26 protein-coding genes are annotated in these 21525 nt (G+C 70.0%); 19 read left to right on the top strand and 7 right to left on the bottom strand.

Annotation, left to right across the window (positions count from 1 at the left end):
* Position 1: 1 nt before the first annotated feature.
* Both AC07M9_RS00840 and AC07M9_RS00835 read right to left on the bottom strand, forming a co-directional pair.
* Positions 2-961, bottom strand: coding sequence for a TauD/TfdA dioxygenase family protein (locus tag AC07M9_RS00840; protein WP_494880527.1), 960 nt, complete (start codon positions 959-961; stop codon positions 2-4).
* A 66-nt stretch (positions 962-1027) separates the two neighbouring features.
* A complete protein-coding gene (locus AC07M9_RS00835; RefSeq protein ID WP_494880525.1) occupies positions 1028-1666 on the bottom strand; it encodes a YqaA family protein in 639 nt (212 codons plus the stop codon).
* A gap of 197 nt (positions 1667-1863) precedes the next feature.
* Between AC07M9_RS00835 and AC07M9_RS00830 the strand changes: the two genes are divergently transcribed.
* The 19 genes from AC07M9_RS00830 to AC07M9_RS00740 all read left to right on the top strand — a co-directional run bounded on the left by AC07M9_RS00830 (position 1864) and on the right by AC07M9_RS00740 (position 17003).
* Positions 1864-2349, top strand: a complete 486-nt coding sequence (locus tag AC07M9_RS00830) for a hypothetical protein (protein WP_494880523.1) — start codon at positions 1864-1866, stop codon at positions 2347-2349.
* Positions 2336-3661, top strand: coding sequence for a DNA-packaging protein (locus tag AC07M9_RS00825; RefSeq protein ID WP_494880522.1), 1326 nt, complete (start codon positions 2336-2338; stop codon positions 3659-3661). Before AC07M9_RS00830 ends, AC07M9_RS00825 begins: the two co-directional genes overlap by 14 nt.
* Positions 3662-3733: 72 nt before the next feature.
* Positions 3734-4897, top strand: a complete 1164-nt coding sequence (locus tag AC07M9_RS00820) for a phage portal protein (protein WP_494880520.1) — start codon at positions 3734-3736, stop codon at positions 4895-4897.
* On the top strand, positions 4894-5202 hold the full coding sequence (locus AC07M9_RS00815) for a DUF6127 family protein (RefSeq protein ID WP_494880518.1): 309 nt from the start codon (positions 4894-4896) through the stop codon (positions 5200-5202). The genes AC07M9_RS00820 and AC07M9_RS00815 overlap by 4 nt, the downstream gene beginning before the upstream one ends.
* Complete coding sequence (locus AC07M9_RS00810) at positions 5199-5606, top strand: HK97 family phage prohead protease (protein ID WP_494880516.1); 408 nt, start codon at positions 5199-5201, stop codon at positions 5604-5606. Before AC07M9_RS00815 ends, AC07M9_RS00810 begins: the two co-directional genes overlap by 4 nt.
* A gap of 90 nt (positions 5607-5696) precedes the next feature.
* On the top strand, positions 5697-6836 hold the full coding sequence (locus tag AC07M9_RS00805) for a phage major capsid protein (protein ID WP_494880514.1): 1140 nt from the start codon (positions 5697-5699) through the stop codon (positions 6834-6836).
* A 103-nt stretch (positions 6837-6939) separates the two neighbouring features.
* Positions 6940-7482: a head-tail connector protein gene (locus AC07M9_RS00800; protein ID WP_494880512.1), complete on the top strand. Its 543-nt coding sequence runs from the start codon at positions 6940-6942 to the stop codon at positions 7480-7482.
* Positions 7479-7646 carry a hypothetical protein gene (locus AC07M9_RS00795; protein WP_494880510.1) on the top strand — a complete coding sequence of 56 codons (168 nt, stop codon included), beginning with the start codon at positions 7479-7481 and terminating at the stop codon, positions 7644-7646. Before AC07M9_RS00800 ends, AC07M9_RS00795 begins: the two co-directional genes overlap by 4 nt.
* Positions 7646-8035, top strand: a complete 390-nt coding sequence (locus AC07M9_RS00790; RefSeq protein WP_494880508.1) for a DUF3168 domain-containing protein — start codon at positions 7646-7648, stop codon at positions 8033-8035. Before AC07M9_RS00795 ends, AC07M9_RS00790 begins: the two co-directional genes overlap by 1 nt.
* A 41-nt stretch (positions 8036-8076) precedes the next feature.
* Positions 8077-8484 (top strand): phage major tail protein, TP901-1 family, encoded by a 408-nt coding sequence (locus tag AC07M9_RS00785; protein WP_494880506.1) that lies wholly within the window; start codon positions 8077-8079, stop codon positions 8482-8484.
* Entirely contained in the window at positions 8481-8792 is a 312-nt protein-coding gene (locus AC07M9_RS00780; RefSeq protein WP_494880504.1) for a gene transfer agent family protein, read from the top strand. Before AC07M9_RS00785 ends, AC07M9_RS00780 begins: the two co-directional genes overlap by 4 nt.
* Positions 8789-8986, top strand: coding sequence for a phage tail assembly chaperone (locus tag AC07M9_RS00775; protein ID WP_494880502.1), 198 nt, complete (start codon positions 8789-8791; stop codon positions 8984-8986). Before AC07M9_RS00780 ends, AC07M9_RS00775 begins: the two co-directional genes overlap by 4 nt.
* Complete coding sequence (locus tag AC07M9_RS00770) at positions 8976-9539, top strand: tail tape measure protein (protein ID WP_494883855.1); 564 nt, start codon at positions 8976-8978, stop codon at positions 9537-9539. The genes AC07M9_RS00775 and AC07M9_RS00770 overlap by 11 nt, the downstream gene beginning before the upstream one ends.
* An 11-nt stretch (positions 9540-9550) precedes the next feature.
* A complete protein-coding gene (locus tag AC07M9_RS00765) occupies positions 9551-11884 on the top strand; it encodes a DUF2460 domain-containing protein (protein ID WP_494880500.1) in 2334 nt (777 codons plus the stop codon).
* On the top strand, positions 11881-12705 hold the full coding sequence (locus AC07M9_RS00760) for a phage/gene transfer agent baseplate hub protein (RefSeq protein ID WP_494880498.1): 825 nt from the start codon (positions 11881-11883) through the stop codon (positions 12703-12705). The genes AC07M9_RS00765 and AC07M9_RS00760 overlap by 4 nt, the downstream gene beginning before the upstream one ends.
* Complete coding sequence (locus AC07M9_RS00755; RefSeq protein ID WP_494880497.1) at positions 12702-13109, top strand: hypothetical protein; 408 nt, start codon at positions 12702-12704, stop codon at positions 13107-13109. Before AC07M9_RS00760 ends, AC07M9_RS00755 begins: the two co-directional genes overlap by 4 nt.
* A gap of 9 nt (positions 13110-13118) precedes the next feature.
* A complete protein-coding gene (locus AC07M9_RS00750; RefSeq protein WP_494880496.1) occupies positions 13119-15314 on the top strand; it encodes a phage tail protein in 2196 nt (731 codons plus the stop codon).
* A 25-nt stretch (positions 15315-15339) separates the two neighbouring features.
* On the top strand, positions 15340-15798 hold the full coding sequence (locus tag AC07M9_RS00745) for a DUF2793 domain-containing protein (protein WP_494880495.1): 459 nt from the start codon (positions 15340-15342) through the stop codon (positions 15796-15798).
* 188 nt (positions 15799-15986) lie between these two features.
* Positions 15987-17003, top strand: coding sequence for an OmpA family protein (locus AC07M9_RS00740; RefSeq protein ID WP_494880493.1), 1017 nt, complete (start codon positions 15987-15989; stop codon positions 17001-17003).
* A gap of 149 nt (positions 17004-17152) precedes the next feature.
* Here AC07M9_RS00740 and queC read toward each other — a convergent pair whose 3' ends face one another.
* The 5 genes from queC to AC07M9_RS00715 form a co-directional block, all read right to left on the bottom strand.
* On the bottom strand, positions 17153-17839 hold the full coding sequence (gene queC, locus AC07M9_RS00735) for a 7-cyano-7-deazaguanine synthase QueC (protein ID WP_494880492.1): 687 nt from the start codon (positions 17837-17839) through the stop codon (positions 17153-17155).
* 61 nt (positions 17840-17900) lie between these two features.
* Positions 17901-18275: a hypothetical protein gene (locus AC07M9_RS00730; RefSeq protein WP_494883854.1), complete on the bottom strand. Its 375-nt coding sequence runs from the start codon at positions 18273-18275 to the stop codon at positions 17901-17903.
* 139 nt (positions 18276-18414) lie between these two features.
* Positions 18415-19323 (bottom strand): Hsp33 family molecular chaperone HslO, encoded by a 909-nt coding sequence (gene hslO / locus AC07M9_RS00725; protein ID WP_494880490.1) that lies wholly within the window; start codon positions 19321-19323, stop codon positions 18415-18417.
* On the bottom strand, positions 19320-20246 hold the full coding sequence (gene argF / locus AC07M9_RS00720; RefSeq protein WP_494880489.1) for an ornithine carbamoyltransferase: 927 nt from the start codon (positions 20244-20246) through the stop codon (positions 19320-19322). Before argF ends, hslO begins: the two co-directional genes overlap by 4 nt.
* Positions 20246-21436: an aspartate aminotransferase family protein gene (locus AC07M9_RS00715; RefSeq protein WP_494880488.1), complete on the bottom strand. Its 1191-nt coding sequence runs from the start codon at positions 21434-21436 to the stop codon at positions 20246-20248. Before AC07M9_RS00715 ends, argF begins: the two co-directional genes overlap by 1 nt.
* Between the last annotated feature and the right edge of the window lie 89 nt (positions 21437-21525).

Here is a 21525-nt window from a genome sequence, read left to right as displayed (position 1 = left end):
TTCAAACCATCGCGTCCGCGCCGACGGCTTGCTTGGGCGCAGTCTCCCAGCGGCCCAGCCCGTAGTCTCCGGCGATCGTCGTGCGGTACATCAGCCGCTCGTCCTCCGGGTCGTTGCCCGAGACGCAGTGGAGCATGCGCAGGTTGTCCCAGATCGCCATGTCGCTCTCGCGCCACTTGTGGTGGTAGCTGCACGACTGGCCGAGCCGGTTGATCTCCTGGCACACCTCCTCGAGCAGCGCGTCGCCTGCCGCGGTCTCGTCGCCGACCAGACCCTGCGCCATGTAGGCCGAGACGTGGAGCACCTTCTCGCCGGTCGGCCGGGTCCAGACCGCCGGGTGGATGGCGCGCGGCATGGCGGCGACCTGTTCGGCGAAACCGGCGGGCATCGGCTTGGGCTCGACCATGCGGTACTCGTCGGGGCGGCCGAACTTCAGGTCGTCGTACTGGGTGCTGAGGGTGTAGACCACCTCCGCGCCCTCGATCCGGCGGCGCAGGTCCTCGGGGAAGGCGGCGTAGAGCGCCACGCCGTCGAGGAAGCCGGTGATCCCGCCCTCCTCCACCCGTTCGACCGAGCGCAGCACCCCGGCGCGGTTGAGTTCGTCGTTGTAGCAGTGGTCGAAATGCCAGGGCAGCCAGTGCGAAAGCCGCTGCCCGTCCACCTCGACGATGCCGCGCCCGCGCCGGCTGCGGATCTCAATGACGCCGGGCATCCGGTCCCCATCGACGCGGCCGACGCCCTTGACCGGGTGTTCCTTGAGCGGGCCGAAGCAGCTGCTGATCGCCAGCTGCATGGCGTCGGTCTGCTCGACGTCCTCGAACACGATCATGCCGTGCGCCACGAACAGCGCGTCGATCGCGCCCCGCACCGCCTCGTCGGCGAGCGCTGCGCGGGTGAGCCCGCCGATGCGCACGCCGAAGGGCAGGCCCTCCTGCAGCGGGGCGGTGGTGAAGGATGACATCTTGGCGGCTCTCCCGGAATTATTTCCCCGGAAGGTATGCCCCGCCGCCCGCGGGGGTAAAGTCGCTCAGGCGGTTTTTGCCGCCACAGCCGAGGCGCACTTCTCGGAGGTCTGCTTGGAGCCGCCGCCCAGCAGGGTGACCGCAAGGAAGCCGGCGATGACCAGCACCACGAAAGCCGCCGTCACCTTGCCCAGGTGCTTGTCGATCACCGCCTTGATCGGCGCGCCGAACAGGCGGAACAGCACGCCCACGATCATGAAGCTGATCGAGCGCGAGACGATCGAGGCGCCGATGAACACCCACAGGTTCATGCCGATGAAGCCGGCGGTGATCGTCAGCAGCTTGAAGGGGATCGGCGTCGCGCCCTTCACGATGATGATTTCCGCGCCGTAGTCGCGCAGGTAGCAGGCGGCCTTGGGGAAACTCTCCGCCAGCCCCAGCGCGTGGAGCAGCGCCTCGCCGAACGCGGCATAGGCGAAGTGGCCGATGGCATAGCCGAGCAGCCCGCCCAGCACCGAGCCGAGCGTGGCGATCACCGCGAAGCGGATCGCCTTCTTCGGTTCGGCCAGGCACATCAGCCCGAGCAGCGGGTGCGGCGGCACCGGGAAGAAGCTCGCCTCCATGAACGCGAAGGCGGCGAGCCACCACTCCGCGTGGCGGTGCGCGGCCTTGGCCATGGTCCAGTCGTAGAGGCGGCGCAGCATGGAATTCCCCCCGGAGGTCTGTCGCGCCCTGATTAGGGGCCGCGCTGCACTGCGGCAAGCAGGAAGCGTAAAACCTATTTGGTTATTTATGCTTGACATTGGCATGTCGTATCGGTACACATCAGGAACAGCGCAGGAACGGGCCGCTTCGGCAGGCCCCTTCTCCCGCTCCCACACTCGATGAACGGACCTGTACGATGGCGGACAAGAGCCCTCCTCGAAAGCGCGAACCCGCGCCCGCGAAACCCGCCCGGACCTGGCGCCGCGTGTTCCTCGCCGAACTCGCCGCGACTTCCAACGTCGCCGCCTCGGCGCGGGCGGCGCAGGTCAGCACCACGACCGCCTACGAGACGCGCCGCGCCGACCCGGTGTTCTACCGCGAATGGCAGGAAGCGCTCTGCGAGGGCTACGACCTGCTCGAGATGAACCTGCTCCACCGCCTGCGCGAGGGCGAGATCAAGCCCGCCTCCGGCGCCCGGCGCGGGGTGCGCGTCTACGACAACGCCACCGCGCTGCGCCTGCTGGTCGCTCACCGCGAAACCGCCGCCCGCCAGCGCGCGGTGATCGAGAACCGCAATTCCGAGGCCATCATCGAGGCGATCAACGCCAAGATCGAGAAGATCAAGCAGCGCCGCCTCGCGGCCCCTTCCCTCCCCGGCGCGGTCGTCGATGCGGATCAGTGACCAGCTCGCAACGCTCGAAGCCCTGCCGCTGGCCGACCGCCTCGGCGTGCTGCGCAAGTTCCGGCCCGAGGAGCAGGAGGAACTCGCGACCCACTGGAAGCTCTGGGCCCGGCCCGAGCAGCTTCCCCCGCCCGGCGACTGGCGCACCTGGCTGGTCATGGCCGGACGCGGCTTCGGCAAGACCCGCGCCGGGGCGGAATGGGTCCGCGCCGTCGCCGATGCCGACCCTGGCGCCCGCATCGCGCTCGTCGGCGCGACCCTGCCCGAAGTGCGCGCGGTGATGGTCGAGGGCGAAAGCGGCGTGCTGGGCATCGCCCCCGAGCGCAGCCGTCCGCTGTTCGAACCCTCGCTGCGCCGGGTGGTCTGGCCCAACGGCGCGCAGGCCATGCTCTATTCGGCGCAGGAACCCGAGGCGCTGCGCGGTCCCCAGCACAGCCATGCCTGGTGCGACGAGATCGCCAAGTGGGACAACGCCTCCGCCCGCGCGACGCGGGCCTGGGACAACCTGCTGCTCGGCCTGCGGCTCGGCGAACACCCGCGCGTCACCGCGACCACCACCCCGCGCGCGGTGCCGCTGGTCCAGCGGCTGATGGCCGCGCCGGAAAGCGACATCGCCGTCACCCGCGGCCGCACCGAGGACAACCGCGCCAACCTGCCCGCGCGCTTCCTCGCCGACGTGCACCGCAGCTTCGGCGGCTCGCTGCTTGGCCGCCAGGAACTGGGGGGCGAGCTGATCGCCGACGTCGAAGGCGCGCTGTGGACCCGCGCCCTGCTGGAATCCTGCCGCGAGGACGGCGCGCCCGAACTGGCCCGCGTGATCGTCGCCGTCGATCCGCCCGCCTCGTCCGGCGGGGACGCCTGCGGCATCGTCGTCGCCGGGCTCGCCGCCGACGGCACCGCGCATGTCCTTGCCGACGCCTCGGTGGAGAAGGCCGGACCCGAACGCTGGGCCCGCGCCGTCGCCGGCGCCGCCGAGGCGTGGAACGCCGACCGCGTCGTCGCCGAGGCCAACCAGGGCGGCGAGATGGTCGCCTCGGTGCTGCGCGCCGCGCGGCTCTCGCTTCCCTTGCGGCTGGTCCACGCCAGCCGCGGCAAGGCGGCCCGCGCCGAGCCGGTCGCCGCCCTCTACGAAGCCGGCCGCGTGCGCCACGCCGGGACGTACCCGGCGCTGGAGGACGAGCTGTGCGGGCTCGTCGCGGGCGGCGCCTACCAGGGGCCGGGCCGCTCGCCGGACCGGGCCGACGCGCTGGTCTGGGCGCTGAGCGAGCTGATGCTCGGCAAGGTCTCGCAGCCCCGGGTCAGGGTTACATAGATCACCGCGGTCCCCGCCTGCGCGCATCTCCCGCGCGCGAGCCCCTCTCGAACCTCATCTGAAAGGAACCCCATGTCCTTCCTCGAATCGCTCGTCGCCGCCTTCAAGGGCGCAAGCCCCCGCGTGCCCCTCGCACGCGGCTCGGCATCGCCATGGTTCTTCACCGACTGCGGCGACGGGCGTACCCCCTTCGAGTACAACTCCGCGGTCCGCCGGGCCTACCTCGAGAACCCGGTCGCCCAGCGCGCGGTGCGCCTTGTCGCCGAGGGCATCGGCGGCGCGCCGCTGCGGCCCGCCGACCCGGCGCTCGCCGCCCTGGTCACCGACACCAGCGCCGGGCAGTCGCTGCTGGAGACGCTGGCCTCGCACCTGCTGCTGCACGGCAACGCCTACGTGCAGGTGATGAAGGACGCGCGCGGGGTTCCCGTCGAACTCTTCGCGCTGCGGCCCGAGCGGGTCAGCGTCGTGGCGGGCGAGGACGGCTGGCCGTCCGCCTATGCCTACGACGTGGCGGGCCGGCGACTGTCGATCCCGCTGCTGGACGAGGACGCCTCGCTCAACCTGATCCACATCCGCCACTTCCATCCGGGCGACGACCACTACGGCGCCGGCTGCCTCTGCGCCGCTGACGAGGCGGTCGCCACGCACAACGCCGCTTCGGTCTGGAACCGCCAGCTGCTGGAGAACGCGGCGCGGCCATCGGGCGCGCTGGTCTACGAGGCCGGCGACGGCGCGCCCCTCACCGGCGACCAGTTCGACCGGCTCAAGGCGGAGCTGACCAGCGCCTATGCGGGCATGGCCAATGCCGGCCGGCCGATGCTGCTCGAAGGCGGGCTGCGCTGGCAGGCGATGGCGATGACCCCCGCCGACATGGACTTCGCCACGCTCAAGGCCGCCGCCGCGCGCGACATCGCGCTCGCCTTCGGGGTGCCGCCGATGCTGCTCGGGCTGCCGGGCGATGCGACCTACAACAACTACCGCGAGGCTAACCGCGCGCTGTGGCGGCTGACGCTGCTGCCGCTTGCCTCGAAGATCTTCGCCGCCATCGGCGAGGGCCTCGCGCCCTGGTTCCCCGATGCGGCGCTGGCCATCGACCTCGACCGCGTGCCCGCGCTCGCCGAGGACCGCGAACGCCTGTGGGCGCAGGTGAGCGCCGCCGACTTCCTCGACGCCCACGAGAAGCGCGCCCTGCTGGGCCTGCCCGAACGGACCCCTGACACGGAGAACAAATCATGAACTCCAACGACATGCTGGCCGGCCTGCTCGCCCAGGCGGCGATGGAAGGCGGCGACCTCGTCACCTTGCGCGCCATCGTCGAGGAAGCGAGCGAGCTGGGGGCGCGGCGCATGCTCGCCCGCATCGGCCTCGACGACGAGACCGCCCCGCACGACATGGGCGAACTGCGCGAACTGCTCCGCGCCTGGCGCGACGCCAAGTCGAGCGCGCGCTCGGCCGTGGTGGGCTGGGCGGTGCGCGGCGCGCTCGCCCTGCTCATGCTCGGCATCGCGGTGCGCCTCGGCGCGACGGGGCTGCTGCGGTGAGCGGCGCCGACACCCTGCGCTTCGCCGGCTACGCGGCCCTGTTCGGCAAGCCCGACGCCGGGCGCGACGTCATCCGCCCCGGCGCCTTCGCCCGGACGCTGGCCGAGCGGGCCGATCCGGTCCCGCTGCTGTGGCAGCACCGCGCCGACCTGCGCATCGGCTGGGTCGAGACCGTGGCCGAGGACGCGCGCGGCCTGCGCGTGGTGGCCAGGGTCGACAACCCGCTCGGCGCGGCGGGCCTGGCGCTCAGGCGCGGCACCGTCACCGGCCTGTCGTTCGGCTACCGCGCCCGCTCCAGCCGCCAGAGCGAAGCGGGGCGCGAACTGCTCGACATCGACCTGTTCGAAGTCAGCCTCGTCACCCACCCGATGCAGCACGGCTCGCGGGTGCACCTGATTACCTGAAGGTCACCGTCGTCCCCGCGCAGGCGCGGACCGGCGCGACGTTCCCGCCTCCCCCACCCCGTTTCCCCACCAAAGAAAGGTGAATGCCCCATGGAATCCCCCACCCCCGTCGAGGCGCTCGATGCCTCGTTCGACCTGGTCACCCGCCAGGACGCCACCGAAGCCGCCGTCGAGGCGCTGCGCGGCGACGTCGATGACGTCAAGGCCCGGCTCGACCGCGTCGGCCGCGCTGCCGTCCGCCCGCTGATCGACGGCAGCGCCGACGGCTCCAGCCTGGAGGTCAAGAGCTTCGTCCAGGGCTACCTGCGCGCCGGCCGCGAGACCGAGCTCAAGTCGCTCTCCGGCGCGGTTGCGGCGGACGGCGGCTTCGCCGTCCCGCGCGCCATCGACGCGCTGATCTCGGCCCGCCTCAAGAACATCAGCCCGATCCGCGCGATCGCGCAGGTCGTCCAGACCGGCACCGCGGGCTACCGCAAGCTGGTCACCACCGGCGGCACCGCCTCGGGCTGGGTCAGCGAGACGGCCACCCGTCCAGAGACGGCCACGCCCAGCTTCGCCGAGATCGCCCCGCCCTCGGGCGAACTCTACGCCAACCCGGCGGCGAGCCAAGCCATGCTCGACGACGCCGCGTTCGACGTCCAGTCCTGGCTGGCGAGCGAGATCGCGATGGAATTCGCCCGCGCAGAAGGCGCAGCCTTCGTCAGCGGCTCGGGCATCAACCAGCCGCGCGGTTTCCTCAACGGCACGACCAGCACGGCCGCCGACGCCGCCCGCCCCTTCGGCCAGCTGCAGCACCTCGTCTCGGGCAATGCCACCGGCTTCGACGTCTCGCCCGAGCTGAAGCTGATCGACCTCGTCCACTCGCTCAAGGCGGGCCACCGCCAGGGCGCGAGCTGGGTGATGAACGCGAAGACGCTGGCGCTGGTGCGCAAGCTCAAGGCTTCCGACGGCTCGTTCCTGTGGCAGCCGGGCCTGATGGAAGGCCAGCCCAACCGCCTGCTCGGCTACCCGGTGGTCGAGGCCGAGGACATGCCCGATCTCGCTGCCGGCACCCTGCCGATCGCCTTCGGCAACTTCCGCGCCGGCTACCTGATCGCGGAGCGCACGGCGACCTCGATCCTGCGCGATCCGTTCACCAATAAGCCCTTCGTCCACTTCTACGCGACCAAGCGGATCGGCGGCCAGGTGCTCGATTCCGACGCGATCAAGCTGCTCAAGATCTCGACCTGACCCCAGGGTCGAGGCCCGCGCCGCCGTCTCCCCTCCGGCGGCGCGGGCGACTTTCTCCCTTCCCATCAGAGCGCTGCCCGCTCCTCATTTCTCGGAGATACCCATGAACCGGGTCATCCTTACGCCGGCCGTCCTGCCGCCATCGGCGCTCGCCGAGCTCAAGCAGTGGCTCGGCATCACCACCACCGTCGACGACGCCCCGCTCGCCCGCCTCCTCGCCGCCGCGCTCGAAACCTGCGAGGCCTTCATCGGCATCCTGCCGCTGGAAGCCCCGTGCGAGGAAATGATCGACGTCAGCGGCGGCTGGCAGACGCTGACCACGCGCCCCGTCCAGGCGATCTCGGCGCTCGAGAGCGTGGCCACGGACCGCATCCGCGTGGCGCTTTCCCCCTCCGGCTGGGAGGCCGACCTCGATGCCGACGGCACCGGGCGGCTGCGCGTGCAGGGCAGCGCGACCCGCGTCGCGGTGCGCTTCACCGCCGGCCTCGCGCCCAGTTGGGACGCGCTGCCCGAAGCGCTGCGCCACGGCGTGATCCGCCTTGCCGCGCACCAGCACCGCGAGCGCGAGAACGGCGGCGCGGCCCCGCTCCCGCCCGCCTCGGTGGCGGCGCTGTGGCGGCCGTGGCGACGGCTGAGGCTCGCATGATCCGCGCCGTCGCCGCCTTCGACGGCCTCGCAGCCCGCCTCGCAGCCGCCGCAGGCCGCCTCGGCGCCGCGCATGCCGCCAACCGCCTGCTCGCCGCGCGCCGGGACGAGCGCCGCTGGCGCCGCCCGGGCCTCGTCTGGCCCCTCTTCGCGAAGGACACCTGATGGAACTGCCCCTGCGCGCCGCCCTGCTCACCTGGCTCGCCGCCGATCCGGCGCTGGCCGCCCGCCTCAACGCCGTGGTGGAGGAAGCGCCCTCGCGCACCAGCCTGCCCTGGCTCGCCATCGCCTCGAGCGCCAGCGCCGACTGGAGTTGCAAGACCGCGCCCGGCCGCGAGGTACGCATTGCGCTCGAACTCCATTGTCGGGGCGACCGCCCCGACGCCGCCGCCGACCTCGTCGCCCTGATCGAGGCGCGGGTCGAGAGCCTGCCGCGCACGCAGGGTCCGCTCCAGGTCGCCACCATCCAGTTCCTGCGCGCCCGCGCCGAGCAGCGGGGCGAGAGCCGCCGCGCGATCCTGCTCGAATACCGCTTCCGCCTGATGGCGGCCTGACCCTTCGCCCCTCGCCAGATCCCAACCAAGGAGCCCGAACCATGACCGCCCAGAAAGGCAGCGCCTTCCTCCTCAAGATCTCCGCCGGCGGGACCCCCGCCACCTACCAGACCGTCGCCGGGCTGCGCACGACGCAGATGTCGGTGACCGGCGACGCCGTGGTCGTCACTTCCAAGGACAGCGGCGGCTGGCGCGAGCTGCTGTCGGGCGCGGGGGTGCGCTCGGTCTCGGTGAGCGCGGCGGGCATCTTCCTCGGCAGCACCGCCGAGGCGAAAGTCCGCGCCAACGCCATGGCCGGCACGCTCGACGACTACGAGCTGAGCTTCGAGGACGGCGAGAAGCTGCGCGGGAAATTCCTCGTCCAGCGGCTCGACTATGCCGGCGATTTCAACGGCGAGCGCAACTACACGCTGCAGCTCGAAAGCTCGGGCCAGGTCCTGCCGGCATGAGCGCCGCCAACTCCCTGCGCGGCGAGGCGAGCCTTGCGGTGGCGGGCACCCCGCATCTCCTGCGCCCCAGCTTCACCGCGCTGGTCGCCGCCGAGGAGGAACTCGGGCCCCTGTTCGCGCTGGTCGAGCGCGCCGGGGCGGGCGAACTGCGGCTGACCGAGATGGCGGCGCTGTTCTGGCACTGCCTCGCCGACCGCGATGCCCTGACCCGCGAGGCGGTGGGCGAGGCCATCGTGGCCCAGGGCCTCGCCGCCTGCGCCGCGCCCCTGCGCACGCTGCTGGCGCAGATCCTGAAGGGCGCGCCGTGAGCCGCTTCGCCCCCGCCGCGCTGGCGCTATGCGGCCTCGCCGCCCGCGCGCTGGGCTGGCGGCCGCATGAATTCTGGGCGGCGACGCCCGCTGAACTCGCCGCCGCGCTGGGGCTGCTTGCACCCGGCGCACCCGACCCCGGCCTCGACCGGCAGGCCCTGCAACGGCTGATGGAGCACGATGATGGACGATGAAATCGACACCCTACTGGTGGAAGTGCGCGCCAGCACCGATGGCTTCACGCGCGACATCGCGCAGATGCGCGGCGTCGTGGACGGCGACCTCGCCTCGGGCTTCACCCGGGCGGGCGACGCGCTGGAACGCGGCCTCTCCGGCGCGATCCGCAAGGGGAGCCTGGGCTTCGACGACCTCAAGCGCACCGCCTCCACCGCGCTCGATGCGATCGCCGGGCAGGCCGCGCGGACGCTCGCCTCGGCGGCGCTGGGCGGCGGCGGCGGTGCGGGCGGGCTGGACCTGTCCGGCCTGTTCTCCAGCGTGCTTGGCCTGCCGGGCCGCGCCACCGGCGGCAATGTCGCGCCCGGACGCGGCTATGTCGTGGGCGAGCGCGGGCCGGAGCTGTTCGTGCCGACCTCGGCCGGGCGCATCGAGACCGGCGGCGGCCCAGGCGGGCGCGACGTGCGCGTGGCGATCAACGTGACCGCGCCGCGCGGCGCCAGCACCCCGCAGTCGCTGCAACGCTCCTCGCGCCAGGTCGCGAGCGCGGTGCGCCGCGCGCTGACGTACTGAGGGGAACAGACATGGCATTCTGGCTCGCCAGCCGTCGCGAAGATCAGGCCAGCGACTGGATCATGCGCTTCGACCCGCGCTTCTGGACCGTCAACTTCCCGCGCCCGATGATGGCGGCGGTGGTGTCGACCGGCCCGGACAGCCTGCGCGTCGACGCTGCGTTCCTGCGCAAGGCGGACCTCGGCGGCCTCATCTGGGACAGCGAGGACAGGCTCGACCACCCGCTGCTCGCCTACCGCGCCGACCGCGACTATTCGCATACCTCGCTGCGCTTCCGCTGGCGCTCCGCCGGGATCGTTCCGCTCGACGCGGTCAACGGCCCGACGCTGACGATCGAGGGCCGGGACGAGTCGGGCGCGGCGCGCACCTGGTACGTGCGGCTCTGGAACTATGCGCAAGGCTCGGGTGAGGACGCCCTGATCGCGCTCGACTTCGCGCGGCTTCACGGCGGTTTCACGCCTTCCGAAGCCGACCGCGTCTGGCCGCGCGCGATCGAGCGGATGTTCATCTCCTTCGCCCCGCCCGGCTACGACGGCGCCAGCGCCGATCCCCTCCCGGCCGAGGCCGAGGGCTGGATCGAGATGAGCGCGATCACCACCGACGGCGAGCGCGCGATGCTGGAGATCGGCGACGTCATGGTGCCCGTGAACGGCCTCGCCCTGGCCACCGGCTATGACGACCTTTGCGTCCAGACGCCTGCGCGCCTGCTGCGCAATGTCCGCCAGCTCGGTTATCGCGGTTCGGTCGTCCACTACCTGGGCATGAGCCATTACTTCCGGCTCGCGGGAAACGGAGGCGCCTTCCTCGCGGGAACCTCCGGCGATCCGCTCAATACCCCGACCCGCGCCTGGCACCGCGCCTTCTTCACCGAGTGCGTGGCCACCGGCTTCAGCCCGGTCGCCTCGCTGTCCTACGAACTGCTCGACCAGCACTGCCCGCCCGCCTGGAAGCAGCGTGACTGCGACGGCAACCCGGCGCTGACCGGCTGGGACCCGCCCTCGACACTGCTCTCCCCCGCCAATGGCGCGGCGATGGCGTGGCTCCGGTCGGTCGCAGCCGCCTTCGCCGCGCTCATGGCCGAGGCCGGCGCGCCGGTCCGCTTCCAGGTGGGCGAGCCTTGGTGGTGGACCTTCGGCGATGGCCGCATCTGCCTCTACGACGCCGCCGCCAGTGCCGCGCTCGGCGGCGCGCCCGCCGCCATCCCCGACATGCGCGCGCCGATGAATGCGGCGCAGAAGGCCCTGCTCGACCAGGCCGGCGCGCTGCTGGCGCAATCCACCGCCGATCTCGTCGCCGCCGTGCGCACCGCCGCCGCCCCGGCTCCGGTCGAGGCGCTGGCGCTGGTCTTCACCCCCACCCTGCTCGCGCCGGACATGCCCGAACTGAAACGCGCCAACCTGCCGCTCGGCTGGGCCTCCCCCGCGTTCGACCGGCTGCAGGTCGAGGACTACGACTGGCTCACCGCCGGCGCCGACGGCCTGCGCCGCGCCGCCCATGCCGAGATCGACACCCGCCTCGGCTATCCGCCGCACGAACAGGACTACCTCGCCGGCTTCGTCCTTGCGCCCGAGCAGCGGGGCCAATGGCGGCGCATCGACGCCGGCATCGACGAAGCCCGCCTGCGCGGTCCCCACGAGATCGTCGTCTGGGCGCTGCCGCAGGTGGCGCGCGACGGATACGTGCGCCTTCCCCAACCCCCAGGAGCCGACCCCATGCAGGCCTTCGACGACGTGCTCTACCCCCTCGCGCTCGGCCGCGACGCGACGGTGGTCCCCGAATTCTCCACCAGCGTCTCGGTCACCGCCTCGGGCTTCGAGCGGCGGAGCAGCCTGTGGTCGAACGCGCGCCTGCGCTTCGACGTCGGTCCCGGCGTGCGCTCGGAAGCGGAGCTGGGCGACCTCATCGCCTTCTACCGCGCCCGCCGCGGCCCCGCGCGCGGCTTCCGTTTGCGCGACCCGAGCGACTTCAGCTCCCACGGCATGACCGCCGCGCCGACACCGCTCGACCAGCAGATCGGCACGGGCGACGGCCTGCGCACCGACTTCCCGCTGGTGAAGCGCTACGGCGGCGGCGGCGACGCCCAGCTGCGCCGGATCACCCGCCCCGACCTCGCGACGATCTGCGTCTCGGTGGACGGCACGCCGCAGGTGGGCAACTGGACGCTCGGCGAGGGCGGGACGGTGGTCTTCGACGCGGCCCCCGAAACCGGCGCCGTGGTGCGCGCTGGCTTCCTGTTCGACGTTCCCGTCCGTTTCGCCGAGGATCGCCTCGAAGTCTCCGGCTCGGCCTTCGCAGCGGGTGAGGCGCCGAGCGTGCCCATCGTCGAGATCCGGGAGGCGTCATGACCAGGACCTGGTTTGCCGAGGATCTCGAGACCGTCGCCACGTTCTGGCGCATCCTGCGCCGCGACGGGGTGACGATCGGCCTCACCACGCATGACCGCGACCTGTGGCTCGACGGCGTGCTCCACCGTGCCTCGCCCGGGATGGTGCCCAGCTCGATCCGCAAGTCCGCCGATCTCGAGCCCGACAGCGCCGAAGTGCGCGGCGCCCTCACCCACGAGGCGATCGATGGGGGCGACCTCGCCGCCGGCCGTTTCGACGGCGCGCAGGTGCGTATCGGGCTAATCGACTGGGAAACCGGCGAGAGCGAGATGCTCTATGCCGGCACCATCGGCACCGTCGCCGAGGAGGACGGCGCCTTCTCTGCCGAACTCGTCTCGCGCAAGGCGGAACTGTGGCGTGACCCCGTGCCGCGCACGAGCCCCGCCTGCCGCGCCGCGTTCTGCGGTCCGGGATGCAACCTCAATCCGCAGAAGGTCACCCGCGAGGTGCGCCTTGCTGCCATCGACCTGACCGCCAACGCAGCAACGTTCGAGGACGCTTCGAACGCGGCCCTGCACGCCGGCGGCACGCTGCGCTGGCTGGATGGTCCGCAGGCGGGCGTGGTTGCAGGCGTCATGGGACCGGCCGGAGCCGGCGGCCTGGTCCTCGATGTCCCGCTCGACGAGGCGATTCCCATCGGCGCACGCGCCTTCCTGCGCGAAGGCTGCGACCACACGCTCGATACCTGCGCAACCCGGTTCGGCAACGCGGCGAACTTCCGGGGCGAGCCCTTCCTTCCCGGCAACGACATGCTCACCCGCTACCCCGGCCCGGCGTCATGACCGGCGAGCAACTGGCCGGGGCGGCGCTGGCGCTGGTCGGCGCGCCGTTCCGCCTCCACGGACGCGATGCCCACAGCGGCCTGGACTGCGTGGGCGTGCTCGCCGCCGCGCTCGGGCGGCCGGTATCGCTGCCCGGCGGCTATGCACTGCGGATGCGCCGGTCGCCCGAGGTCTCCGGCCTTGCCGCCGAGCTTGGGCTGACGGCGGCCAGCGGCGCGATCCTGCCCGGCGACGTGCTGATGCTGCGCCCATCGGCGTGCCAGTTCCACCTCGCCATCGCCGCCGATGCGCGGTCCGTGATCCACGCCCACGCCGGCCTGCGCAAGGTCGTGCACGGCCCGCTGCCGGAAGGCTGGCCGATCACCGGTCACTGGCGCCTGCCGCCCCCAACCCCCGATCGATGAGGAACTGACATGGCGACCCTCGTATTCAGCAGCCTCGGCACGATGCTCGGCGGGCCCATCGGCGGCGCCATCGGCTCGCTGGTCGGCCGGCAGGTGGACACCGCGCTGTTCGGCCCGTCCCGTCGCCAGGGGCCGCGCCTCAAGGAACTGGCGATCACCACCTCGACCTACGGCCAGGTGCTCCCCCGCCATTTCGGCCGCATGCGCGTGGCCGGCTCGGTCATCTGGGCGACCGACCTTGTCGAGCACAGCGAGGCCATGGGCGGCGGCAAGGGCGCGCCCGCGCTCACCACCTACAGCTATACCGCCAACTTCGCCGTCGCCCTCGCCAGCCGCCCGATCCTGCGGGTCGGGCGGATCTGGGCGGACGGCAAGCTGCTGCGCGGCGAGGCGGAGGACCTCAAGGTCGCGGGCACCCTGCGCATCCACACCGGCGCAGGCGACCAGCCGCCCGACCCGCTGATCGCGGCAGCCGAAGGCGAGGACCGCTGCCCCGCCTATCGCGGCCTTGCCTATACCGTGTTCGAGAACCTCGACCTCTCCGAATTCTACAACCGCATCCCCTCGCTCACCTTCGAGGTGATCGCCGACGAGAGCTTCGACCTGCAGGCCGTGGTCGGCGAAGTGCCGGGCGGCATCGACGCCTCGGTGCCGCTGGCGGGCGTCGCCGGCTATACCAGCGAAGGCGCGCCCGCTGCCGACATCGAGACCTTCGACCAGGTCCTGCCGCTCGAGATCGATGCTGCCGGTGAACGGCTCGTCATCGCCCGCGAGCGCCGGCAGGAGGCCGTCATCGCCCTCGCCGATCCCGCCATCGCCGTCGGCAACGACGAGTTCGGCGCCGCCTCGGGCTTCACGCGCCACCGCGCGGCCCCATCCGGCCAGCCCCCGGCGATCCTGCGCTACTACGACCTCGGCCGCGACTACCAGGCCAGTGTCCAGCGCGCCAGCGGCCGCCCCGCCGCGGGCGAGCCGGGCACGATCGACCTTCCCGCCGCACTCGACGCCGCCACCGCCCGCACGCTCATAGAAAGCACGGCCCGGCGCCTCGACTGGACCCGCGAGCGCATTTCCTGGCGCACCAGCGAACTCGACCCGGCAGTCGCCCCCGGCGCCCTCGTGTCGCTGCCGGGCATCACGGGGCTGTGGCGGGTGCGCGAATGGGAATGGCGCGAAAGCGGCATCGAACTCGCCCTCGAGCGTGCTCTTCCGACAGGGGCCGACATGACGCCAGCCCTCGGCTCGGACGCCGGGCGTTGCAATCCGCCGATCGATGCACCCGCTGGTGAAACTCGGATCGCCGCGTTCGAAATGCCCTTCGATGGCACGACGGGCTCGCCCGACACGGTCCGCTGCCTCGCGGCCGTCTCGGGCACCGGCTCCAACTGGAGCGGCGACGCGCTCTATGCCGATCGCGGGGACGGCCAGCTCCTGCTGCTGGGCCCGAGCGGCCGTGCCCGGGCCGTGATCGGCACCGCGCGGTCGGTGCTCCCCGCCGCCGATCCGCTGTTCATGGACCGGGGTTCGGAACCGGTCGTTTCGCTCCTCGACCCGGCGACGCAACTCGCCTCGATCGACACCCTGCAACTTGCGCAGGGTGCCAACCTGGCGCTGATCGGCGAGGAAATCGTCCAGTTCCTCCATGCGACTGCGCTGGGCGGCGGCGAATGGCGCCTCTCGGGCCTGCTGCGGGGCCGCGGCGGCACCGAGGCGGCCATCGGCACCCACGGCGAAAACGAGGCTTTCGTGCTGCTCGGGACCAGCCTTGTGTCGCTGGACGCGGGCGTGCTCGGATCGGGCGCCGGCCGACGTGTGGTCGCTCTGGGGCGCGGGGACATCGAACCGGTGGAAACCCCGGTCCTGCTCGACGGCATCGCCTTGCGCCCGCTTGCGCCCGTCCATCCGCGCAAGGCGATTTCCGGCGATGGCTCGTGGCACCTCTCGTGGACCCGCCGCGCCAGGGGCGGCTGGCCGTGGCAGAACGGGATCGAGGTGCCTCTGGTCGAGCAATCCGAAAGCTACGTGGTCACCGCCGGCCCGCTCGCCGCGCCGCTGGCGAGGTGGTCGACCACTTCACCCGAACTGATCCTGACGGCGCAGCTGCGCGGCGAATTGGCATCCCTGGGCCCAGCCGTCGCGATCCACGTCCGGCAGCAGGGCACGCACGCCCTGTCGCTGCCACTGCTGCTTTGCAGCCTTTCCTGACCCGAGCACGACACAGGAGTTCCCGATGACCGATCCGATCGCCTTCACCAGCGCCACTTCCCGCTTCGCCCTCCCGCTGCTTCATGTCGGGCAGGCGCAGAAGGAAGTCTTCGTCAACGAAGCGCTGGGCCTTGCCGACATCCTGCTCCATTGCTCGGTAAGGGGCGTGGCGGGGGCATCTCCGGGAAATTCCTTAGAAGGCGAAACCTGGCTCGTGTCCGAGGGCGCGACGGGTGAATGGGAGGGCCACGACAGCCAGATCGCCACCCGCCGCGGCAGCGCCTGGATCTACCTCGCTCCGGTCGACGGCATGCGCATCTTCGACCGTTCGGCGGGCTGCGAGATGCTTTTTTCGGGATATTGGAGAAAAGCTTTGCTTCCGTTGGAACCACTTGGAGGGACGAGTGTTGATGGGGAGGCTCGAGCCGCGATCAATGATCTGGTCTCGGCTCTTCAAGCCTTGGGTATCCTCCCATCGGCGTAACGGGTGCAAAAACAGGTGTTCTTAGGGGTGGCAGAGATTTCGGACATCGAGGTCGCAAGCGGCACCCAAGCCCTCGAAAACGCGACATTCTTGCAACAGTCAGGCTCAATGTGCGCTTGCACACGGATTGCCGAGGGGTTAGACACTCTCGCACTCGGTGGCTCCAAATCTCTCAGTAGGGGAAACGTATGAGGAAACTCGTCATTGGTCTGGCACTGGCTTCGACAGCCATTGCCACGCCCGCGTTCGCACGCGACGATTCATGGTATCTTGAAGGCGACTTCGGCGGCATGATCGTCGAAGACGCAGATGTTGACATCAACGGTGTCAACAATGCCGATTCGATCGACTTCAACAAGGGCTTCGACGGCGGTGCCGTTCTTGGCTACGACTTCGGTCCGTTCCGTCTTGAAACCGAAGCCAGCTATCGCCAGGCTTCGATCAAGAACTCCGGCGGCGCAGATGCCAGCAACCTGTCGTTCATGGTCAACGGCCTGCTCGACTTCGGTCCCGACGACGGCCTTCAGGGCTTTGTCGGCGGTGGTGCCGGCGTGGGTCGCGTTCACGCTGACGTGATCGACGATTCGGACACCGGTTTCGCCTGGCAGGCGATCGCGGGTATCCGCGCTCCGCTCAGCTCGCACTGGGACGTGGGTCTTAAGTACCGCTTCATGAACGTCGACAACGTCGACCTCGTGGGTCCGGCCGGCGACAGCATCAGCACCCGCTGGCGCTCGCACTCGCTGCTCGGCACGCTGGCGTACAACTTCGGCGAACCGGCAGCTCCGCCGCCACCCCCGCCGCCGCCCCCGCCGCCCCCGCCGCCCCCGCCGCCCCCGCCTCCGCCGGTGGTCTGCAACAAGGGTCCGTACATCGTGTTCTTCGACTGGGATAAGTCGGACATCACGCCGGAAGCCGCCACCATCCTCGACAGCGCCGTCAGTGCCTATGGCAACTGCGACAGCGTTCCGATCATGCTGGCCGGTTACACCGACCGTTCGGGTACGCCCAAGTACAACCAGGGTCTGTCGGAGCGTCGTAACGCGTCGGTCCGTTCGTACCTGACCAGCCACGGCATCCCCGACGGCTCGATCTCGAGCCAGGGCTTCGGCGAAAGCAACCCGCGCGTTCCCACCGCAGACGGTGTGCGCGAGCTGCAGAACCGTCGCGTCGAGATCACTTACGGTCCGGGTTCGGGCATGTAATCGATCCGGCAACGGACAAGATCGGGGGGTCGGAGCAATCCGGCCCCCTTTTCTTTTGCCTGAATTCCGCACTGTAGGTCATACGACACAAAAAAACGCCCCGGCACCTCTGGTACCGGGGAGCTGCAATATCCCGTAAATGGGAAACGTCAGGCCGCGTAAGGCGTCGGATCGACCAGACCAGCGTCTGCGAAGCCTGCCTTGCGCAGGCGGCAGCTGTCGCACAGCCCGCAGGCCTTTCCATCGCGCTGCGGATCGTAGCACGACCAGCTCATACCCGGATCGAGCCCCAGACGATCGGCCTCCCGCGCGATGTCGGCCTTGCCCATGAACTGAAGCGGCGCGTGAATGCGCAATGCCTGCCCTTCGGCGCCCGCCTTGGTGGCCAGGCCCGCAATGTTCTCGAAGGCGGAGATGAATTCCGGCCGGCAATCGGGATAGCCCGAATAGTCCAGCGCATTGACGCCGATGAAGATGTCGTGCGCGCCGATCGCTTCCGCCCAGGCCAGCGTGAGCGACAGGAACACCAGGTTGCGTGCCGGCACATAAGTGACCGGAATATCCTCGCCGACGCCGTCCTTCGGCACGGAAATATCGTCGGTGAGGGCCGAACCGCCGAACCGGCGCAGGTCGAGCGGCAGGACGACATGCCGCCGTGCCCCGATAAACGCCGCGATCTCTGCTGCGGCATCGAGTTCACGCCGGTGACGCTGGTTGTAGTCGATGGTCAGGGCATTGACCGCGAAGCCCTGCTCCCGCGCGATTCCGGCGGAAACCATGGAATCGAGGCCGCCGGAAAGCAGCACCACGGCCTGCCTGGGTTCGGAAGAATTCACGTTCTGCATGCTCCGCCCGCTACTCCTGCCAGGCGGTGACGGCAACGACCAACTGCGCCGCTCAGCCAGTGCATGCGCCCGTCCGGCGCCCTTCCGCAGAATAGGAAAACGGCAGGCCGTTGACGATACCCTGGGTATCGACCTGGATCAGCCTGTTGGTCTCCCGCCGGATTTGCGTACGCCCATAGCCCTGGCCGCGACATGTATACTGGACGGTCACCTGCGCCGCGCTGTCCTCGACAACGACGCTGCTGCAAGGCAATCCGGGATGGCGCAGCTGTATGAGACGCCGCGCATTATCGAGGCAGATGTTGCGAACCGAGCCGTCGCCACCGCGCTCGCGCAGCTCCCAGCCGCCACGCTCGAGTTCGTCGAGCATGCCCAACTGCGACTTCTGGCCATGCGCAGGCAGCGCGATGGCGGCAAGAGCTGCCATCGACAGCACCGAAAGAGCGGCTTTCAACTCATGTCCCCTGGACTCCCGCACCGGATCCACCGGCAATATCGGTGGGACGTGCACGAAATTCAAGCGCGCGGCGGGAACGCGGCCATTCCGGCAGACTACCGGGAAGCGTTCAGGCCGGGATGCGCAGGATCTTCGAGCAGAAGGCGCAGTCCACCGGGATCGTCCCGTCCTCGTCGCGCATTTCGGCCCTCTGGTCTTCAGGGAAGCTGGAGAGGATACCCAGGTAATGCTCGACGCTGCAGCGGCAACCGCGTTCCAGCAGCGCCAGGGGCTCCACGCGCACCTCCTCTTCCTCGTGGAACAGGCGCCAAAGCAGCTGCTCGAGGTTGAGTACCGGGTCGACCAGTTCCGCTTCCTGCACGCTGGCGGCCAGGATGGCGACGTGCTCCCAGTCGGGATGATCGTCCTTCGCATGCAGCCGCTCCTTGCCTTCCTCGCCATCGGGGAAGTGCTGGACCAACAGGCCACCCGCCACGCAACGGGTGCCATTGGAACGCACCGCGATACGGATCAGCGTCGGGACCTGTTCGGACTGGGCGAAGTAGTTCTCGCAGGCATGGGCCAGCGAAGCACCTTCCAGCGGCACGACCCCCTGATACCGCTCACCCGTCACCGCCAGATCGAACGTGATCGCCAGGTATCCGGTGCCGAAGATCGCCTGCAGCGAGCAGTCCTGCTCCAATGCCTCGACCTTTTCCGGATCATGGCGCAAGTAACCGCGAACCTCGCCGCCGCGATAGTCGCAGACCAGCAGGTCCACCGCGCCGCCTTCGGCCTGCGCCTGGAAGGTGATCTGCGCACCTTCCTCCTTGAGCAACGATCCCATCAGCGCAGTCAGGACCAGCGCCTCGGCCAGGACATGCTTGACCGCCCGGGGATAGTCATGCGCGGAGAGCACCGTCTCCAGCACGGGTCCCAGCCGCACCAGCCGGCCGCGCGCGTGGCGCGCATGCAGGGTGAAGGCCAGCACCCGGTCGAAGCCGGTGTCGTCGCGGCGCAGGAGATCGTCGTCGATCACAGCTTGCCCAGCGCCCAGAGAAGCACGGACTTCTGCGCGTGGATGCGGTTCTCCGCTTCGTCCCAGACCGCCGACCGGGGGCCGTCCATGACCTCGTCGGTCACTTCCTCGCCGCGATGCGCAGGAAGACAGTGAAGGAATATCGCGCCCGGATCGGCAATCGCCATCAGCGATGCATCGACCTGGTAGGGCTGCATCGCGGCAATGTGGATTTCGCCGCCCGCCTGGCCCATCGAGACCCAGGTGTCGGTAACGACGACCTGCGCGCCTGCCACCGCCGCGCGCGGGTCCTGCGTCAGGATGACTTCCCCGCCAGCCGCCCGCGCACGCGCAATGAAGCCGGCGTCGGCCTCGTAGCCTGCCGGGCCGCCGAGACGGATCGTGAACTTCATCAACCCCGCCGCCTCGACCAGCGAATTGGCGACGTTGTTGCCATCCCCCAGCCACGCCACCTGCAGCCCTGGAAGCGCGAAGCCGCGCTCCACTATCGTGAGCAAATCGGCGACGATCTGGCACGGGTGCGACAGGTCGGTCAGGCCGTTGATCACCGGCACTTCGGCGTAGTGCGCCAATTCCTCGATCTTTGCATGGTCGTCGGTGCGTATCATGATCGCATCCACCATGCGGCTGAGTACGCGCGCGGTGTCCGCGATCGATTCGCCGCGTCCCAGCTGGGTGCTTCCCGATTCCAGGATCAGCGCCGAGCCGCCCAACTGGCGCATCGCCATGTCGAACGAGACACGGGTGCGGGTCGAGTTCTTCTCGAAGATCATCGCCAGCACCTGCCCGGCTAGAGGCGCATCCGCATCGGCACGGCCCTTCGGCCATGCCTGGCGCGCCGCCTTGCGGTCGATCGCATCGTTGATCATCGCGGCGATCGCGTCGCCGCCCGCGTCGGTCAGGTCGACGAAATCCCTGGCCATCAGGCAACCTCTTCCGGCTGGTAGCTCGCCGCGGCGGCAGAGAGCTTGTCCATGAATTCGTCGATGTGGCTGTCGTCGATCACCAGCGGCGGCAGGATACGCACCACGTTGTCCCCGGCCGAGACCGTAAGGAGTTGGTGGTTGTCACGCATGTGGGCGACGAAGGGACGTGGCTCGACCTTCATCTTGAGGCCGATGAACAGCCCGCGCCCGCGCACCAGTTCGAAGAGATCGGGGTAGTTGCCGATGAACTGCTCGAGCCGCGCCCTGATGCGCTCACCCTTGGCGCGCACGTCGGCGAGAAACGCCTCGTCGGGGATCACGTCCAGCACCGCGCCGATCGCCGCCATGGCGAAGGGATTGCCGCCGTAGGTCGAACCATGGGTGCCGGCGGTCATGCCCCGCGCAGCCTTTTCGGTCGCGAGGCAGGCACCGACGGGGAAGCCGCCGCCGATCGCCTTGGCGGTCGAGAGGATGTCGGGTTCGATGCCGTACTGCTCGTAGGCGTAGAGCGTGCCGGCACGGCCGACGCCGCTCTGGACCTCGTCGAGCACCAGCATCAGGTCATGCTCGTCGCACAGCGCGCGCAGGCCCTGGAGAAATTCATCGGAAGCGATGCGGATGCCGCCTTCACCCTGGATCGGCTCGACCAGGAACCCCGCCGTGTTCGGACCGATCGCGGCCTTCGCGGCCTCGAGATCGTTGAATTCGACATACTTGAAACCGGGCAGCAGCGGCAGAAAGCCCTTGTGCATCTTCTCCTGGCTCGATGCGCTGATGGTCGCCATTGTGCGGCCGTGGAAGGCGTTGTTGAAAGTGATGAGTTCGAACTTGTGGTCGTTGCCGGCCGACTGGTGATAGGCGCGCGCAGTCTTGATCGCGCATTCCACCGCCTCCGCGCCCGAATTGGTGAAGAACACGGTGTCCGCGAACGTCAGGTCGACCAGCCGCTGCGCCGCGGCCTCGCCCTGGGGGCTGCCATAGAGGTTGGACACGTGCATCAGCGTCTCGGCCTGCTTCTGGATCGCGCCGATCAGGCCGGGGTGCGAATGGCCGAGCGCGTTGACCGCGATGCCGCTGGCGAAGTCGAGGAAACGACGGCCATCGTCGCTGATCAGGTGGCAATGCTCACCGCGAACGGGACGAACGTCGCACCGGGGGTAGACGGGCATCAGCGGAGTGATCGACATGTCGGTTATCCTCGAAACAGATTCAGCGTGTGAAGATCGCAAACGACAAATGGCGGCCCCATCGGACCGCCATTTGCGCGCATTTAGAT

The organism is Novosphingobium sp. GW821-FHT09E05, assembly GCF_059416165.1.
The sequence above is the reverse complement of the archived record's forward strand: the minus strand, read 5'-3'. Positions and strand labels throughout refer to the sequence as shown.

Excerpts from the sequence above, each read along its gene's own strand:
- AC07M9_RS00770 (WP_494883855.1), top strand. The coding sequence starts at position 8,976 with ATGGACGATGAAATCGACACCCTACTGGTGGAAGTGCGCGCCAGCACC.
- AC07M9_RS00805 (WP_494880514.1), top strand. The coding sequence starts at position 5,697 with ATGGAATCCCCCACCCCCGTCGAGGCGCTCGATGCCTCGTTCGACCTG.
- AC07M9_RS00780 (WP_494880504.1), top strand. The coding sequence starts at position 8,481 with ATGAGCGCCGCCAACTCCCTGCGCGGCGAGGCGAGCCTTGCGGTGGCG.
- AC07M9_RS00765 (WP_494880500.1), top strand. The coding sequence starts at position 9,551 with ATGGCATTCTGGCTCGCCAGCCGTCGCGAAGATCAGGCCAGCGACTGG.
- AC07M9_RS00835 (WP_494880525.1), bottom strand. The coding sequence starts at position 1,666 with ATGCTGCGCCGCCTCTACGACTGGACCATGGCCAAGGCCGCGCACCGC.
- AC07M9_RS00785 (WP_494880506.1), top strand. The coding sequence starts at position 8,077 with ATGACCGCCCAGAAAGGCAGCGCCTTCCTCCTCAAGATCTCCGCCGGC.
- AC07M9_RS00795 (WP_494880510.1), top strand. The coding sequence starts at position 7,479 with ATGATCCGCGCCGTCGCCGCCTTCGACGGCCTCGCAGCCCGCCTCGCA.
- AC07M9_RS00760 (WP_494880498.1), top strand. The coding sequence starts at position 11,881 with ATGACCAGGACCTGGTTTGCCGAGGATCTCGAGACCGTCGCCACGTTC.
- AC07M9_RS00820 (WP_494880520.1), top strand. The coding sequence starts at position 3,734 with ATGTCCTTCCTCGAATCGCTCGTCGCCGCCTTCAAGGGCGCAAGCCCC.
- argF (WP_494880489.1), bottom strand. The coding sequence starts at position 20,246 with ATGGCCAGGGATTTCGTCGACCTGACCGACGCGGGCGGCGACGCGATC.
- AC07M9_RS00790 (WP_494880508.1), top strand. The coding sequence starts at position 7,646 with ATGGAACTGCCCCTGCGCGCCGCCCTGCTCACCTGGCTCGCCGCCGAT.
- AC07M9_RS00745 (WP_494880495.1), top strand. The coding sequence starts at position 15,340 with ATGACCGATCCGATCGCCTTCACCAGCGCCACTTCCCGCTTCGCCCTC.
- AC07M9_RS00830 (WP_494880523.1), top strand. The coding sequence starts at position 1,864 with ATGGCGGACAAGAGCCCTCCTCGAAAGCGCGAACCCGCGCCCGCGAAA.
- AC07M9_RS00825 (WP_494880522.1), top strand. The coding sequence starts at position 2,336 with ATGCGGATCAGTGACCAGCTCGCAACGCTCGAAGCCCTGCCGCTGGCC.
- AC07M9_RS00755 (WP_494880497.1), top strand. The coding sequence starts at position 12,702 with ATGACCGGCGAGCAACTGGCCGGGGCGGCGCTGGCGCTGGTCGGCGCG.
- AC07M9_RS00715 (WP_494880488.1), bottom strand. The coding sequence starts at position 21,436 with ATGTCGATCACTCCGCTGATGCCCGTCTACCCCCGGTGCGACGTTCGT.
- AC07M9_RS00730 (WP_494883854.1), bottom strand. The coding sequence starts at position 18,275 with ATGGCAGCTCTTGCCGCCATCGCGCTGCCTGCGCATGGCCAGAAGTCG.
- AC07M9_RS00740 (WP_494880493.1), top strand. The coding sequence starts at position 15,987 with ATGAGGAAACTCGTCATTGGTCTGGCACTGGCTTCGACAGCCATTGCC.
- AC07M9_RS00750 (WP_494880496.1), top strand. The coding sequence starts at position 13,119 with ATGGCGACCCTCGTATTCAGCAGCCTCGGCACGATGCTCGGCGGGCCC.
- AC07M9_RS00840 (WP_494880527.1), bottom strand. The coding sequence starts at position 961 with ATGTCATCCTTCACCACCGCCCCGCTGCAGGAGGGCCTGCCCTTCGGC.
- AC07M9_RS00800 (WP_494880512.1), top strand. The coding sequence starts at position 6,940 with ATGAACCGGGTCATCCTTACGCCGGCCGTCCTGCCGCCATCGGCGCTC.
- AC07M9_RS00815 (WP_494880518.1), top strand. The coding sequence starts at position 4,894 with ATGAACTCCAACGACATGCTGGCCGGCCTGCTCGCCCAGGCGGCGATG.